11 protein-coding genes are annotated in these 13653 nt (G+C 70.7%); 3 read left to right on the top strand and 8 right to left on the bottom strand.

What is annotated here, in order from left to right; genetic code table 11:
• Positions 1 to 205: 205 nt before the first annotated feature.
• Positions 206 to 1657: an MFS transporter gene (locus tag DEO23_RS10060; protein ID WP_240613338.1), complete on the bottom strand. Its 1452-nt coding sequence runs from the start codon at positions 1655 to 1657 to the stop codon at positions 206 to 208.
• Positions 1658 to 1782: 125 nt separating this feature from the next.
• Between DEO23_RS10060 and DEO23_RS10055 the strand changes: the two genes are divergently transcribed.
• Positions 1783 to 2814: a MauE/DoxX family redox-associated membrane protein gene (locus DEO23_RS10055; protein WP_109275885.1), complete on the top strand. Its 1032-nt coding sequence runs from the start codon at positions 1783 to 1785 to the stop codon at positions 2812 to 2814.
• A 16-nt stretch (positions 2815 to 2830) separates the two neighbouring features.
• On the opposite strand, the gene manA is transcribed toward DEO23_RS10055, so the two are convergent.
• From manA to DEO23_RS10020, 7 genes are all read right to left on the bottom strand, one after another.
• The gene (gene manA / locus DEO23_RS10050; RefSeq protein ID WP_109275884.1) at positions 2831 to 4033 is read right to left on the bottom strand and encodes a mannose-6-phosphate isomerase, class I; all 1203 of its coding nucleotides are present in this window, start codon (positions 4031 to 4033) and stop codon (positions 2831 to 2833) included.
• A gap of 191 nt (positions 4034 to 4224) precedes the next feature.
• Positions 4225 to 5418 carry a hypothetical protein gene (locus DEO23_RS10045; protein ID WP_133249863.1) on the bottom strand — a complete coding sequence of 398 codons (1194 nt, stop codon included), beginning with the start codon at positions 5416 to 5418 and terminating at the stop codon, positions 4225 to 4227.
• A gap of 109 nt (positions 5419 to 5527) precedes the next feature.
• The gene (locus tag DEO23_RS16520; RefSeq protein WP_109275882.1) at positions 5528 to 6283 is read right to left on the bottom strand and encodes a transglycosylase family protein; all 756 of its coding nucleotides are present in this window, start codon (positions 6281 to 6283) and stop codon (positions 5528 to 5530) included.
• A gap of 271 nt (positions 6284 to 6554) precedes the next feature.
• Positions 6555 to 8291 (bottom strand): pyruvate dehydrogenase, encoded by a 1737-nt coding sequence (locus DEO23_RS10035; RefSeq protein ID WP_109275881.1) that lies wholly within the window; start codon positions 8289 to 8291, stop codon positions 6555 to 6557.
• A 138-nt stretch (positions 8292 to 8429) separates the two neighbouring features.
• Positions 8430 to 9374: a serine hydrolase domain-containing protein gene (locus DEO23_RS10030; protein WP_109275880.1), complete on the bottom strand. Its 945-nt coding sequence runs from the start codon at positions 9372 to 9374 to the stop codon at positions 8430 to 8432.
• A gap of 93 nt (positions 9375 to 9467) precedes the next feature.
• Positions 9468 to 10418 carry a CPBP family intramembrane glutamic endopeptidase gene (locus tag DEO23_RS10025; protein ID WP_165831796.1) on the bottom strand — a complete coding sequence of 317 codons (951 nt, stop codon included), beginning with the start codon at positions 10416 to 10418 and terminating at the stop codon, positions 9468 to 9470.
• A complete protein-coding gene (locus tag DEO23_RS10020) occupies positions 10408 to 11331 on the bottom strand; it encodes a class II glutamine amidotransferase (protein WP_109275878.1) in 924 nt (307 codons plus the stop codon). The genes DEO23_RS10025 and DEO23_RS10020 overlap by 11 nt, the downstream gene beginning before the upstream one ends.
• Positions 11332 to 11521: 190 nt before the next feature.
• Here DEO23_RS10020 and DEO23_RS10015 point away from each other — a divergent pair, with 190 nt between their 5' ends.
• Together DEO23_RS10015 and DEO23_RS10010 are read left to right on the top strand one after the other, a co-directional pair.
• Positions 11522 to 13057, top strand: a complete 1536-nt coding sequence (locus tag DEO23_RS10015; RefSeq protein ID WP_338067831.1) for an MFS transporter — start codon at positions 11522 to 11524, stop codon at positions 13055 to 13057.
• Entirely contained in the window at positions 13057 to 13632 is a 576-nt protein-coding gene (locus DEO23_RS10010; RefSeq protein WP_109275876.1) for a universal stress protein, read from the top strand. The genes DEO23_RS10015 and DEO23_RS10010 overlap by 1 nt, the downstream gene beginning before the upstream one ends.
• Positions 13633 to 13653: the final 21 nt, after the last annotated feature.

Here is a 13653-nt window from a genome sequence, read left to right as displayed (position 1 = left end):
GCCCTCCCCTCGGGCGCGGTCGCTGCCGGAACCTTGACGCGTGCTCCATGCGCATTCGTTGAAAGAAGACCCGAGAGCGGGACGGGATTCGAACCCGCGGAGGAGCACGAGGGCAATCCGAGCAGCTGGGAACCACCGCGCTCGCGTCTGAGGCCGTGGGACCGAACCGCGGAACTTACGGGCCCGGCCGCGCCGGCCCCGTGGGTTACCCCTCGGTGCCGGCGAGCCTCTCGCGCTTGCGGTCCACGACGCTCACGCCGAGCGCGGCCATGGCCATCAGCATGATCACCGTCAGGGTGATGATGAAGGCCTCGAGCCAGGGTGTCCCGTTCTCGGTCAGGGAGAACAGGATGCCGGGGATCAGGGCCGTGCCCACGGCCGCACCGATCCTCTGCCCCAGCGACAGGATCCCGCCCGCGACGCCGCCGTAGCGCGGGTCGACCGCGCCGAGCGTCAGGGTCTGGTTCGGGGAGATCGTCATGCCCTGGCTGACGCCCACGAGCGTGAGCGGGAACGCGAGGGCCCAGAAGGGCAGTGCGCCGCTCTCGACCACCCCGGCCATCACGGCCACCAGCGCGAGACCCGCGAGCACGACGATGAAACCGGTGATCACCAGGCGCCGCCCCAGCTGCAGCACGTAGCGTCCGCCCAGCTGCGAGGTGATCATCGCGCCGATCGACGAGGGCAGACCGATGATCGAGGCCTCGAACGGGGTGCGGTGCAGGTGCATCTGCAGGAACAGGGGCAGCACGATCCAGATGCTCGTGGCGCCGAGGAAGTACACCGAGACGATCAGGATGCCGTTGCGGAAGGGCGGGCTGCGGAAGATGTCGGGGTCGACCATCGGCGGGCGCCCGGTATCGCGGTAGCGGTTCTCCCAGCTCACCCATCCGAAGATCAGCAGCAGGCCGAGCGGCAGCAGCAGCCACACCAGCGCCGAGACCGAGCGCTCCAGGAACGGCAGCATGATCAGCAGGATCGCGACGGCGAGCAGGAGGGTGCCGACGGGGTCGAGGTCGGGTTTGGTGTCCTTGCTGCGGCGGCGGTCGTCGGGGATCCACGCGAACCCCAGGACGATCGCGAGGACGCCGATCGGCACGTTGGAGAAGAAGATCCAGCGCCAGCCTGTGTCCTCCCCGAGCACCTGGATCAGCAGACCGCCGATGACCGGACCGAGCGCGGTCGCCACGGCCACGGTGGTCCCGAACATCGCGAACGCCTTCGCGCGCGCCTGGCCGCGGAAGTTGGCCTGGATCAGGCCGATGGACTGCGGGTTCAGCAGGCCCGAGCCGAGGCCCTGCATGATCCGCGAGATGTTCAGGACGCCCACGTTCGGGGAGAGCCCCGCGATCAGCGATCCCAGGGTGAACAGCCCCACGCCCAGCAGCAGGATCCGCCGCCTGCCCGTGGCGTCCCCGACGCGTCCGGCGGGGACCAGCAGCACCGCGAAGGCGAGCGCGTACCCGGAGAGCACCCACTGCAGGCCCTCGGTGTCCGCCTTCAGCGAGTGACCGATGGGGGTCAGGGCGACGTTGATGACCGAGACCGCGACCAGTGCCATGAACAACGGCAGGAGCAGGACGAACAGCACCCGTCGGGGGTGGGTGGGCTGCTGCTGGCGGACTGGCGGGGAGGAGGTCGACGGGGAATCGTTCACCTGGACAAGGATACGGATCCGGTCAATGCCCCGGGCGGGCTGAGGTGCAGACGTGAGCATCGGAATGTATCGGGCTCGCCATCGCGCCTCGACAGCTTCAACGGCCCGCCGAGTAGCCTGATGGCGTGCCGTTACTGTTGCTCGCCGCTCAGCTGCTGATCACTCTGACACTCCTGGTCAGCGGTCTGGCGAAGATGGGAGATCGACAGCGGACGGTCGACGCGATGAGATCGCTCCGTCTGCCTGTGCGGACCTCGCACCGAGCGCTGGCCATCGCCGTTCCGGTCATCGAGATCGTCCTCGCGCTCGGGGTCTGGATGCCGATGCCAGGCCTCGCAGCAGCTCTGGCGGGAATCGCCGTCCTCTTGATGGCTGCCTACTGGGTGATCATCGCGCGCGCTCTGCGATTCGAGGAGCCGGTGTCCTGCGCATGCTTCGGATCCCTGGGGTCGCCCACCGTCTCGAGCCCCACGCTCGTCCGTAACTCTCTGCTCCTCGTGCTCGCGGTCCTCGCGCTGCTCGGCGGCGTCCAGGGCGACCCGTTCCACGCTCTCACCCATTACCCGTGGTCATTGACCCAGCTCCTCCTCACCCTCGTGGCCGCTGGCGCCCTGACTCTCCTCACGATCGGCGGTACGCGTTCCGACCTCGGTTCCGGCCGCTCCTCCGCAACCGAGACGGACCGCGAGGAAGACGGCGAATACGAGCGACTGCCGACCCCGTTCGGGATGCTCCAACAAGACGGCGAAGCTCCTGTTTCCCTCGCAGCACTCACCGCGGAACGTGCGGCGCTCCTGCTCTGGGTGCGGCCCGGTTGCGGGCCCTGCGAGCGCGTCCTGAACGCGGTCCCGGCGTGGCGAGACGCCCTGGAGGACACGTTGAGCATCCGCACACTGTTCCGGACTCCGCCCGCCCGACTCACCGATTCGGTGCGTGAGCGCGCCGGCAGCACCGCCGCGTGGGACATCGAAGGAAATCTCGCGGCCGCACTGAACGCCGGTTCGTCTCCCGCCGCCGTCCTGTTGGGCGCCGATGGCCAGCTGGCCGGTGGCCCCGTCGCCGGCGCGGAGGACGTGCACGTCTTCGTCCAGGAGATCATCGATCAGGTCGCATTGGCCCGCGCGAGCGGTGACCTGACATCACAGCCTGAGGAGTGACGCCCTCAGGCTGACATCACGGGACGCTGGCCTGCACCATCCGCCCTCGCCCGCGCACGCTCAGTTCGCCCGCGCTCGCGGGAACCAGAAGCGCTCGACCTGGTACCAAGGTGCGTTCGTCGCCTCCGGCCGCCACCGTCATACCGCCTTCCAGCGCCAACAGTATCCGCGGCCCGTTTCCCGCTACCCGGTGGGGCCCAGTCCCAGCAGCTTCACCGTCGTCGAGGGTCGTGAACGAGACTTCGAAGTCATCCACCGGTGCGTAGTACGCCACGGTCGTCGCGCTCTGGCGCTCCGGGGCGATGCGCACGGGCGGTGCTGCGGAGACGCTCACGCACTGCAGGAGCTCCTCGACATCGACCCTCTTCTCGGTGAGCCCTGCCCTCAGCACGTTGTCACTCGCTGCCGCCACCTCGATGCCGACGCCGCTGATGTACGCGTGCAGGGCGCCAGGAGGCACGTACATGGCCTCCCCCGGTTGCATGCTCACGGGGTTCAAGAGCATCGCAGCGACCGCGCCGGGGTCCCCCGGATGATGCATACCGAGCTCGGCGACGATGCGGTCGATTCGCACCGACGGAGATGCACCGCCCCGTGCCCGAGCATCGCAGGCGGCGACCACCTCCCGCACTGCCCCCGGGTCTGGCCGCAGCGACTGTGACAACAGGGAGCGCAATGCCGCCCGCATTCCGTGCGCCGTGGGATTCTCCACGAGGAGAGCGTGCAATCGATCCGTCAGCCGCGTGCCGAGGCCCTCGAGAATCGCGGTGGCTCGTCGCGGCGTCCGGAAGCCACACAGCGCCGTGAAGGGGGAGAGAGCGACCAACAGCTCCGGTTTGTGATTGCGGTCGCGATAGTTCCTCTGCGGTGAGTCGAGCGGAAGTCCTGCAGCTTCCTCTGCCGCGAACGACTCGCGAGCGCGAGCACGCGAAGGGTGTACCTGTAAGGAGAGCGGCCTCTCCGGCGCGATGACTTTCAGCAGGAAAGGGAGCTCGTCGTGGAAGGCACGCGCGACGCCCTCTCCGAGGATGGCGTGAGGATCGGAGGCAACGAGCTCACCGACCCCTGTGCCGTCTGAGAGCCGAGACGGGGCGAGCGGGTGGGCGCCCAGCCAGAACTCCGCCCATGGCGATCCATCCTCCGGCACGTCCAACAGCTCGGGCAGATGCGACCTCGACCCCCAGGCATAGTGCCGGACCCTGCCGTCGATCTCCCACATTCCGCTGTCCGCTCCTCCGTCAGCCGGCTCTGTTAACCCCATCCTGCCCTGTTCAGGCCACTAGTGCCGTTGCGCGAAGGAGCTCCCCGCCGCCCCCTCATCGAGCATCGGGCCACGGACGCCCCGAATCCTCATGCCCTTCGTCCGTTGACCCGTTCAGTTCAGCTCTACGCATCGAGACGTGCGGACTGTCAGGACCCCATGACCTCGTCGATCACCCGCGCGATGGCGGCGGCGGGCTCCTCCTGGGGCATCGTCGGCGCGGGCGTCGGGGCGCCGTGGCGTCGCATGCCGTAGCGGTGCCAGTACTCGTGCACCCAGGCGGGGGCGCCCGGGGCGTGCACCCAGGCCTCCCCTCCGCGCGCCGCGGTCTCGAGCACCTCGGTGGCCAGGATCGAGACCAGCGGGGCGCGCAGGGTCAGCGGATCCGTGTCGGCATCCAGCAGTTCGGCCCCGCGCCGCTCCCACAGCCGATGCTGCAGACGCGCCAGGCGGCCGGTCTCGGCGGCGCCGGGCAGGTACCGCGCTCCCCCGCCGACGATCATGTCGGAGGCCGCTCGCGCCGCGACCGAGCGGGGCAGCTCCAGGCGTGAGAGCTGTCCGAGCACGACCGGGGCGGTGCGGGACTCGCCGTCCCGCCCGTCCTGCGAGGCGCGGTCGGTGTCGGCATCGGCATCGGCATCGGCATCGGCGCCAGCATCGGATGCGTCGTCGTCGCCGCGATCGGTCTCGTCCGCGGTGTGCCCGAGCTGCCACAGCCGCTGGGATCCGACCGGCAGCAGCTCGAGGTCCTCGCGCCCGGAGCGCCAGAAGTCCGCGTCCTCCTCGGACCACGCCAGCAGCAGCGCGTCCTCGGGCAGCGGGGCCGCATACGGCGTGAGGGTGTCCGCCTGGACGACGATCGATCGCAGTCCGCGGCGGCGGGCGACCTGGTGCACCGCGATCCCCGGCGGACCGTGCTGGCCTGCGGTGATGACGGCGCCGGCGTCGGTGGGGACGGCGTCTCGCGCCGACTCGAAGGCGCGGCGGCGCCAGTTCGGACCGTCGAGCTCGGGTGCCGCGACACCCCGGGGGACGATGACGTCCACGCCCACCCGCAGGTAGGGCAGGAAGGAGAGCAGGGCGGCGCGCGGGCGCTCGCTGCCGTCCTCGAGCGCGATCAGCACGCGCGAGTCGCCCTCACCCGCACGGGAGTGGAGGATCCAGGCGGGCTCGCTCCAGTCCTGCTCGGTGCCATGGGGGCGGCGCAGGGCTCGCGCGGCGTTGACGAGAGCGGCGCGGCGATCCTGCCCGCGGTGGGCCGAACGCGCCCACTCCCGCCACATGACGATGCTCTCGGGGTGGACGAGACCGGCCATCATTCCTCCGCGGCACACATAGGGCATCGGGCCGGATCCTCGCCGGCCTGCTGCTCACACTGTCGCACACAGCATGCCGCCCCGGCGCCGCGACGCGGCGTCGGGGCGGATGTGCCCGGTGATCGATGATCGGTGATCAGTGCGCGTTGAGGTAGGTCTGCAGCGCCTTGACGGTGGCGTAGGAGGTGCGGAAGTCCCAGACGCCGTTGTTGCCGAGGCCGATGGCCGCGCGCAGCTTCCGGGTGGTCTCGGAGCCGATCTTCCCGTCCTGGACGGCGCCGACCTTCTTCTGCAGGGCCTTGATGTCGGCCGTGGACAGCGAGCCGTCGGCGGGTCGGCCGACCCAGGACTCGAGGGCCGCGGTCGTCTTCGGACCGAACTTGCCGTCGACGACGAGGGTGCCCTGCGAGGGCGAAGAGCCCGATCCCGAACCCGACCCCGAGCCGGATCCGCCACCGGGCTTGGCGTTCGCGTCGGCGCCACCATTGGACTTGGTGAGACCCGCCTTCGCGCCGCAGACCGGCCAGGCGCCGGGGCCCTGGGCGTGCAGGGTGCGCTGGGCGATCGCGATCTGCTCGGCCTTGCTGGCCTTGTCGGCGGTCGCGGCGTAGCTGCCGCCCCCGAAGGAGGTCCAGGTGGAGCGCGAGAACTGCAGGCCGCCGTAGTAGCCGTTGCCGGTGTTGATGGACCAGTTGCCGCCCGACTCGCACTGGGCGACCCGGTCCCACACGGCGGTGTCGGCCTGGGCGACCCCGGCGCCGCTGATGCCGATGCCCGCGGCGATCACGGCACCACCGGTGGCGGCGGCGAGGCGGGGCGCGACGCGCACGCCGCGGAAGTACACGGCAGCGCCATCGGCGCGATGGGTGGGGGTGCGACGGGGCTCGGCCATGACGGTCTCCTGCGGTCGGGGAAGCGGGGGAAGGGGACCGGACCGTCGGCACACATCCGCGTGACCTGCGATCCTGTCGGGGACAGCCCTTACCGTGCCCTGCCCGACCCGCCAGCGGAATAGTTCGTGACCACATCCGGCCGCCAGTTTTACCGAACCTTTACCAGCCCCGCACGGCATGTCGGGTCGACAGAACGCGCCGGGACCACGCACGGACGGGCGGCCGACCTGGGGTCGACCGCCCGTCCGCAGTGCGTTCGGAGTGCGCGGATCAGCGCGGGATGTTGCGCACGTTGGCCGCGGCCATGTCGAGCATCTTGCCGACGCCGCCGCCGAGGACGACCTTCGTGGAGGCCATCGCGAAGCCGCGGATCTGCTGGGAGCTGACCTTCGGCGGCATCGAGAGCGCGGCGGGGTCGGTGACGACGTCGATCAGCACCGGGCCCTTGCGCTTGAGGGCCGCTGCCAGGTCCTTCTCGAGCCGCTTCGGATCGGTGATGCGCACCGAGTGGATGCCCACGCCCTCCGCGATCGCCGCGTAGTCGACGTGCTCGTGGTCGGTCCCGTAGTCGGGAAGGCCCTCGACCAGCATCTCGAGCTTGACCATGCCCAGGCTCGAGTTGTTGAACACGAGGATCTTGGTGTTCAGCTCGTGCAGCTTCACCGTCAGCAGCTCGCCCATCAGCATCCCGAGCCCGCCGTCGCCGGACATCGAGATCACCTGGCGGTCGGGGTTCGCGGCGGAGACGCCGATGGCCTGCGGGAGCGCGTTGGCCATCGTGCCGTGGTGCCAGGAGCCGAACACGCGGCGCTTGCCGTTGGGGGTGATGTAGCGGGCGCCCCAGACGTTGCACATGCCGGTGTCCACGGTGAACACGGCGTCGTCGTCGGCGAGGTTGTCGAGGGTCGAGGCGACGAACTCGGGGTGGATCGGCTTCATGCGATCCACCTTCTTGGTGTACGCGGCGACGACCCCGTTGAGCGCCTTGTGGTGCTTGCGCAGCATCTCGTCGAGGAACTTCCGGCTGCGCTTGGGCTTCAGCAGCGGCAGCAGGGCATCGATGGTGAGGGCGACGTCGCCGTGGACGGCGAGGTCGAGGGGGACGCGCCGGCCCAGACGGGAGCCCTCGGCGTCCACCTGGACGATGGTGACGTTCTTCTGGGGCAGGAACTCGCTGTAGGGGAAGTCGGTGCCCAGCAGGATCACCAGATCCGCCTCGTGCATCGCCTCGTAGCAGGCTCCGTACCCCAGCAGTCCGCTCATGCCGACGTCGTAGGGGTTGTCGTACTGCATCCATTCCTTGCCGCCGAAGGCGTGGCCCACCGGGGCCTTCACCGCCTCGGCGAGCTCGAGCACCTGCTCGCGGGCGTTCCGCACGCCGGCACCGGTGAAGAGGGTGACCGAGTTGGCGCCGTCGACCAGGTGCGCGAGCTCCTGGATCGAGGCCGCATCGGGCTGGACACGGCCGAAGCGGGTGGCGAGGTCCTTGGTGGCCGGGGCCTGGATCTCCTCGTCGGCCACGTCACCGGGGACCACCAGGACCGAGACGCCGCTCTTGGCGAGCGCGGTCTGGGCGGCGATGTGCAGCATGGTCGCGCCGTGCTGGCCGGAGTTGACCATCTCGCAGAAGTACGAGCACTCCTGGAACAGCCGCTCGGGATGGGTCTCCTGGAAGAAGCCGGTGCCGATGGTCTCGCTGGGGATGTGCGAGGCAATCGCGAGCACCGGGGCGCCGTCGCGGTGGGCGTCGTAGAGGCCCTGGATCATGTGGGTGTTGCCCGGGCCGCAGGACCCGGCGCAGACGGCGAGCTTCCCGCTCACACGCGCCTCGGCGCCGGCGGCGAACGCCCCGGCCTCCTCGTTGCGCACGTGCACCCATTCGATGCCCTTGGTGGTGCGCACGGCGTCCACGATCGGGTTCAGGGAGTCACCCACGACCCCGTAGATGCGCTCGACCCCGAAGTCCCTGAGCTGGGTGACGAGGTGCTGGGCGAAGGTGGTGGCCATGGCGTTCTCCTTGCGGATCGGCAGTGCTGCGGCCTGCGTCCTGCGGGCCGCATGACTCCTTCAGCCTAGTCAGCACGGTCCGGGCGTGAGGGGCGTCGTGGCACATCAGACAGCGCCTGCAGTGCATGGAGCCGCACGTCACAGCAGGGGCAGCAGCTCCGACCACACGGCACGCAGGATCTCCTGCGTCGGCCCGCCCTCGTGGTGGGAGGTGATGGTCACGACCGCCTGCTGGTGCGGCAGCACGATCGCGAACTGGCCGTAGGCGCCGTCGGCCCGCCAGACCCCCTCGGGTGTGGAGCGCCAGACGCCGTAGCCGTACTGAGTGTTCTCGGGCTCGACCTCGCCCGTGCTCACCCAGCTCGACTCCGCGTGCATCGCGTCGATCCAGGCGGACGGGACCAGCTGCTCCTCGCCCCAACGGCCACCCTGCAGCAGCAGCCTGCCGAGCCGGGCGACCTGGTGGGTCTTCAGGTGCAGACCGGTCGCGCCCCAGGTGTGTCCCTCGCGGTCGCTGAACCACTGGGGGTTCACGATCCCGAGCGGCTCGAACAGACGCGGCAGCAGATAGTCGCGCAGGCTCTGCCCCACCCGCTCCTCGATCACCCGGGCCAGCAGGAAGACGGAGCCGTTGGAGTACTCGAACCTCTCCCCCGGCTCCCGCACCAGATCGGCTCCGAGCAGATGGTCGGTCAGGTGCGGGTGCTCCCTGTCGGCGTCGAGGAAGACGGTGACGGGGTTCCCGGAGGTCATGGTGATCAGGTGGCGCAGACGCACGCCCTCCATGCCGCGCCCGTAGCCGCCGGGCGGGGCGGGCAGGTGATCGACGAGGCGATCCTCGAGATCCAGCAGGCCCTCCTCCTGGGCGATGCCGATCCCGAGCGCGGTGACCGTCTTGGAGACCGACCAGACGTTCTCCGAGGTGTCCTCGACCAGGCGCACCTCGAGGTCCTCGTGGCCCGCGCGGTGCAGGTGGACCGCCCGCACGCCCAGGCCCTTCTCGAGGATCCGCTGGCGCAGGGGCAGCAGGATCAGGGGGCCTGGAAGGCTCTCGTCCGGTGCAGGTCGCGGGGTGTCGGGCATGGGCCCGACCCTAGACCGACCGAGCGGGCCTCGCAGGGGCTCTGCCCAGCAGGACCTCGAACCAGCTGGGTTCCGTCCCGGATGTGCCGGGGCTCAGATCCGCATGCGCTCGGGCGCCGGCTCCTGCTCGGACCGACACAGGCCGCGGCCCAGCGGCAGGGCGAACCGGGAACCCACCGCCAGGACCAGCAGGACCGTCACCACGAGCACGCCGAGCCCCCACGGCAGGACCGAGGCACCCGCGCCGGGGAACAGCGGGCCGCCGAAGGGCGCGAGCAGGGCGGCGAAGCCGAACGTGCCCAGCTGCAGCAGGATCGGCAGCTCGAGCCCGCCGCTCTTCCAGGCGAGCACGCCGCTGCACAGCGAGATGAGGGCCGCTGTACCGAGCGCGCCGGGGTCGGCGTCGTAGCCGCGGCCGATCAGGGACAGCGGAACCGGCACCACGATCGCCCACACGGGGCTGCGCAGCCAGGTGCCGATCGCCTGCTGGCCGATGCCGCGGAAGACGAGCTCCTCGCCGATCGCCCGCAGCGGGGCCAGCAGCACGGTCAGCACGAGCACCCCGATGATCGCGGCGGCGGATCCGCGCGGTCCGATCCGGCCCGTGTCGGGTCCCACCAGCAGGCCGACGACGGCTGCGAGGGCGAGGATCGGCAGCACGCGTACGGCTCCCCACCGCAGCAGCTCCCCGCGCACCCTGCCGGCGACCGACCAGAGGGTGCTGACGGGACGCCAGCCGCCCACGCGCACGCCCAGCAGAGCGGCGGGCAGGGTGAAGGCCCCCAGCGCAAGGGCGACGAACACGCTGAGTGGGCTCGCGGGGTCGCCCTGGGAGCGGCCGATCGCGAGCGGGTCGACGCCGGGGACGATCGCGAGCACGGTGACCACGCCGATCAGCACCAGGTAGGCGAAGACCACCTGGGCGACGCCGGCGGCGCCGGCCGTCAGCAGCGGGCGGAACCAGCGCGCCCATTCGGGGCGCAGGTGCGGCAGGCGGTGATAGGGCGCGGCGATCTCGGGCCGGCTCCGGTCCTCATGCGGCACGTCGACGCTCCCGGTCGCTGCGGGAGCGTCGGGCATCGCGGGCCTCGGCCTCGGCGGCGTGCGCCTGGGACGCGGCCTCGCTGAGGCCAAGGTCCTCGATGCCCAGGCGGTGAGCGGGCGCCTCGAACGGCATCTCCGAACCGACCTCCCCGGTGGGGCTGACGTGCAGCAGCTCGCCGTCGGCGAGGAGTCGCCACTGGTCGGAGTCGTCCATCGGCTCGCTCGCGATCACCACCGAGCGCACCTCCCGCAGCTCGTCGCTGGTCGCGCGCAGGGTGTCGGAGCTCTGCTCGAGCCCGTCCGCGTGGCGCCCGCCGGCGGGACGGTCGCGCACCCACAGCTCGTTGGTCTCGGGCAGGCGCAGCGCGTACAGGTGCTCCTCGCGCGCGGCGACCAGGTTCAACGAGTAGACCGGCACGTTCGCAAGCACCCAGGTGACGGCGGCGACGAGGCCGTCGTGCAGGTTCCCCTCGTGCACCGCGGTCTCCCCCGTGATCAGGGCGGCGAGCCATTCGCTGTCGGTCTCCCCCTCGACCAGACGCTCAGCGCCGAGCTCACGGACCCGCGCGCGCAGACCGTCGGTCACCCGCAACACCCCGTTGTGGGCGATCACGATGTCGTCCATCAGGAACGGATGAGTGTTCGCGAGCTCGTTCGCGGTGCCCGAGGAGTTGCGCACGTGCGCGATCATCGCCTGCGACCGCAGGTCCGAGGCGATCCGGGCGTACCGGGCCGAGGAGTGGGCGGCGACGGGTCGCTTCAGCACATGGGGCGCGCCCTCGTCGTCGAACCATCCGATGCCTGTGCCGTCGGCGTTGAACTGCGACTGGTGGACGAGGCTGTACGGCGCATCCAGCAGCCAGAAGCGGGCGGTGACCGGACGGTCGGCATGAAGAGCGAAGAGACGGCACATGGTCCTTCCACTGTAGGACGACGCTGCGCCAGGTGCGCGGGTCGCCCACGCGAGGTGGGACACGTCCGCCCCCGACCGCGTGAATCGGCGTAGCCTTCCTCGGGTCCACGGCCGACGTCGGCCGACGCGACACCCCTCCGGGTGCCCGCCGGCCCTCGCCGCCGCCGCACACGTGGAAAGAGGGGAACGCATGTCCGATGCCGCACAGCCCGCGGGTGCCGCCGGCTCTCCGCCGCCCGCCGCGTCCTCGAGCAGGGGCAGAGGTGGGGGCGGGCCGTCCTTCAGCGCCGTCAGGAGCCTGATCCCGGCGCGGATGGACCGTCTGCCCTGGGCCCGCTTCCACACCCTGGTGATCGTGGGGCTCGGCACCGCCTGGATCCTCGACGGCATCGAGGTGCAGATCGTCGCGGCCAACGGCTTCGCCGCCGATCTGGGCATGAGCAACCAGCAGATCACGGCCTCGGCCACGTCCTACCTGTTCGGGCAGGTGATCGGATCCCTGGTCTTCGGCCGTCTCACCGACCGCATCGGCCGCAAGAAGCTCTTCGCCCTGACCCTCGCGGTCTACCTGCTCGGCTCGGCCCTGGCAGGTCTGTCGTTCTCGATGTGGTTCTTCTACCTCTGCCGGTTCATCGCCGGCGCGGGCATCGGCGGCGAGTACAGCGCGATCAACTCGGCGATCGACGAGCTGATCCCCGCGAAGTACCGCGGCCGCGTGGACCTCGCCGTGAACGGCACCTACTGGGCGGGCGTCGCGCTGGGCGCGACCGCGACGATCTTCCTGCTGGACCCGGGCATCATCAACGAGCACTGGGGCTGGAGGATCGGCTTCTTCATCGGCCCGGTCCTGGGCATCATCCTGATCCTGATGCGGCGCGCCATCCCCGAATCACCCCGCTGGATGCTCACGCACGGTCGCGGCGACCAGGCCGAGGACATCGTCGCCGGCATCGAGCAGCGGGTGCACGACAGCGGCCACGAGCTCACGGAGGTCGACGAGTCGAAGTCGATCACCGTGAAGCCCGAGGAGCGCCTGCCGTTCCGCGAGGTCGCCCACGTCTTCTTCAAGGTCTACCCCGGGCGCACCGTGCTGGGCGTGACGCTCATGGTCACCCAGTCGTTCCTGTACAACGCCATCTTCTTCACCTACGCGATCGTCCTCGAGCAGTTCTACGGGGTCGCCAAGGACGCGGCCGGGCTGTACATGATCCCCTTCGCGATCGGGAACCTGCTCGGGCCGCTGCTGCTGGGCCCGCTATTCGACACCGTCGGCCGACGCAAGATGATCTTCGGGACCTACGCGCTGGCGGCCGTGATCCTCAGCGCCTCGGCGATCTGCTTCTCGATGGACCTGCTGACCGCGACCACCCACACCGTCTTCTGGTGCATCGCGTTCTTCTTCGCCAGCGCCGGCGCGTCCTCGGCGTACCTGACGGTCTCCGAGGTGTTCCCGCTCGAGGTGCGCGGCCAGGCCATCAGCTACTTCTTCTCGATCGCCCAGATCGCCGGCGCCATCGCCCCGCTGATCTACGGCGCCCTGATCGGCGAGGGGGAGTCCCGTGGGCCGCTCGTCATCGGGTACATCGGCGGGAGCCTGATCATGCTGATCGGCGGCATCGTCGCCCTGGTGCTCGGCGTGGACGCCGAGCGCAAGGGTCTCGAGGACGTCGCCGATCCGCTCTCGAAGCGCAATGCGGAGCAGGACGAGCAGCAGGAGGCCATCTGATGAGCCCGATCGATCCGAGCCAGGACACCACCTCCCTCGAGCGACTGGACGAGGTCGCAGCGGCGCGGGAGCGCGCCGAGACGCCGGACGGAGCGGCCGACGACAGCGGGGTACGGGCACCGATCGTGGTGGGTGTCAGTCGTTCCTCCGGCTCCCCGGCGGCCCTGCGTTGGGCTCTCGCCGAGGCACGCCTGCGGGGCCTGCCGCTGGTGGCGCTGCGCGCCTACCGGGTACCGGGGACGGCGGCCGGCAGCGTCCGGCCGACGCCGTCCCGCGTCGCCGGCAGCGACGACCCGCTGCGCGACGCGACGCTCGAGGCGCTGCAGGCCGACGTGCGCAAGGCCCTCGGGGCAGCGGCCTCCGAGGTCGACACGCGGGCAGCGCGAGGAGCGAAGGGCAAGGTGCTGGTGGACGCCAGCGCGAACGCGACGATGCTGGTCCTGGACGCGCCGCGGCGCCGCGAGGTCCGCAGCGGCCCGGCGCTGTCCGCGCAGCTGACGCAGCGGGCACAGTGCCCCGTCGTGGTCATGCCGGGGCCGGTGCGTCGCGGGGCGGGGTCGCTCGAGGAGGGATGATCCTCGTTCCTTCGGTCGATC

Origin of the sequence: Brachybacterium endophyticum (assembly GCF_003130585.1) — a bacterium.
GTDB lineage: Bacteria > Actinomycetota > Actinomycetes > Actinomycetales > Dermabacteraceae > Brachybacterium > Brachybacterium endophyticum.
Note: the sequence above shows the minus strand (reverse complement) of the source record. Positions and strands in the feature narration are given on the sequence as shown.

Bases quoted from the DNA above. Each gene is read 5' to 3' on its own strand.
- manA (WP_109275884.1), bottom strand. From the start codon at position 4,033: ATGTGGGAGATCGACGGCAGGGTCCGGCACTATGCCTGGGGGTCGAGG.
- DEO23_RS10045 (WP_133249863.1), bottom strand. From the start codon at position 5,418: ATGCCCTATGTGTGCCGCGGAGGAATGATGGCCGGTCTCGTCCACCCC.
- DEO23_RS16520 (WP_109275882.1), bottom strand. From the start codon at position 6,283: ATGGCCGAGCCCCGTCGCACCCCCACCCATCGCGCCGATGGCGCTGCC.
- DEO23_RS10035 (WP_109275881.1), bottom strand. From the start codon at position 8,291: ATGGCCACCACCTTCGCCCAGCACCTCGTCACCCAGCTCAGGGACTTC.
- DEO23_RS10030 (WP_109275880.1), bottom strand. From the start codon at position 9,374: ATGCCCGACACCCCGCGACCTGCACCGGACGAGAGCCTTCCAGGCCCC.
- DEO23_RS10020 (WP_109275878.1), bottom strand. From the start codon at position 11,331: ATGTGCCGTCTCTTCGCTCTTCATGCCGACCGTCCGGTCACCGCCCGC.
- DEO23_RS10015 (WP_338067831.1), top strand. From the start codon at position 11,522: ATGTCCGATGCCGCACAGCCCGCGGGTGCCGCCGGCTCTCCGCCGCCC.
- DEO23_RS10010 (WP_109275876.1), top strand. From the start codon at position 13,057: ATGAGCCCGATCGATCCGAGCCAGGACACCACCTCCCTCGAGCGACTG.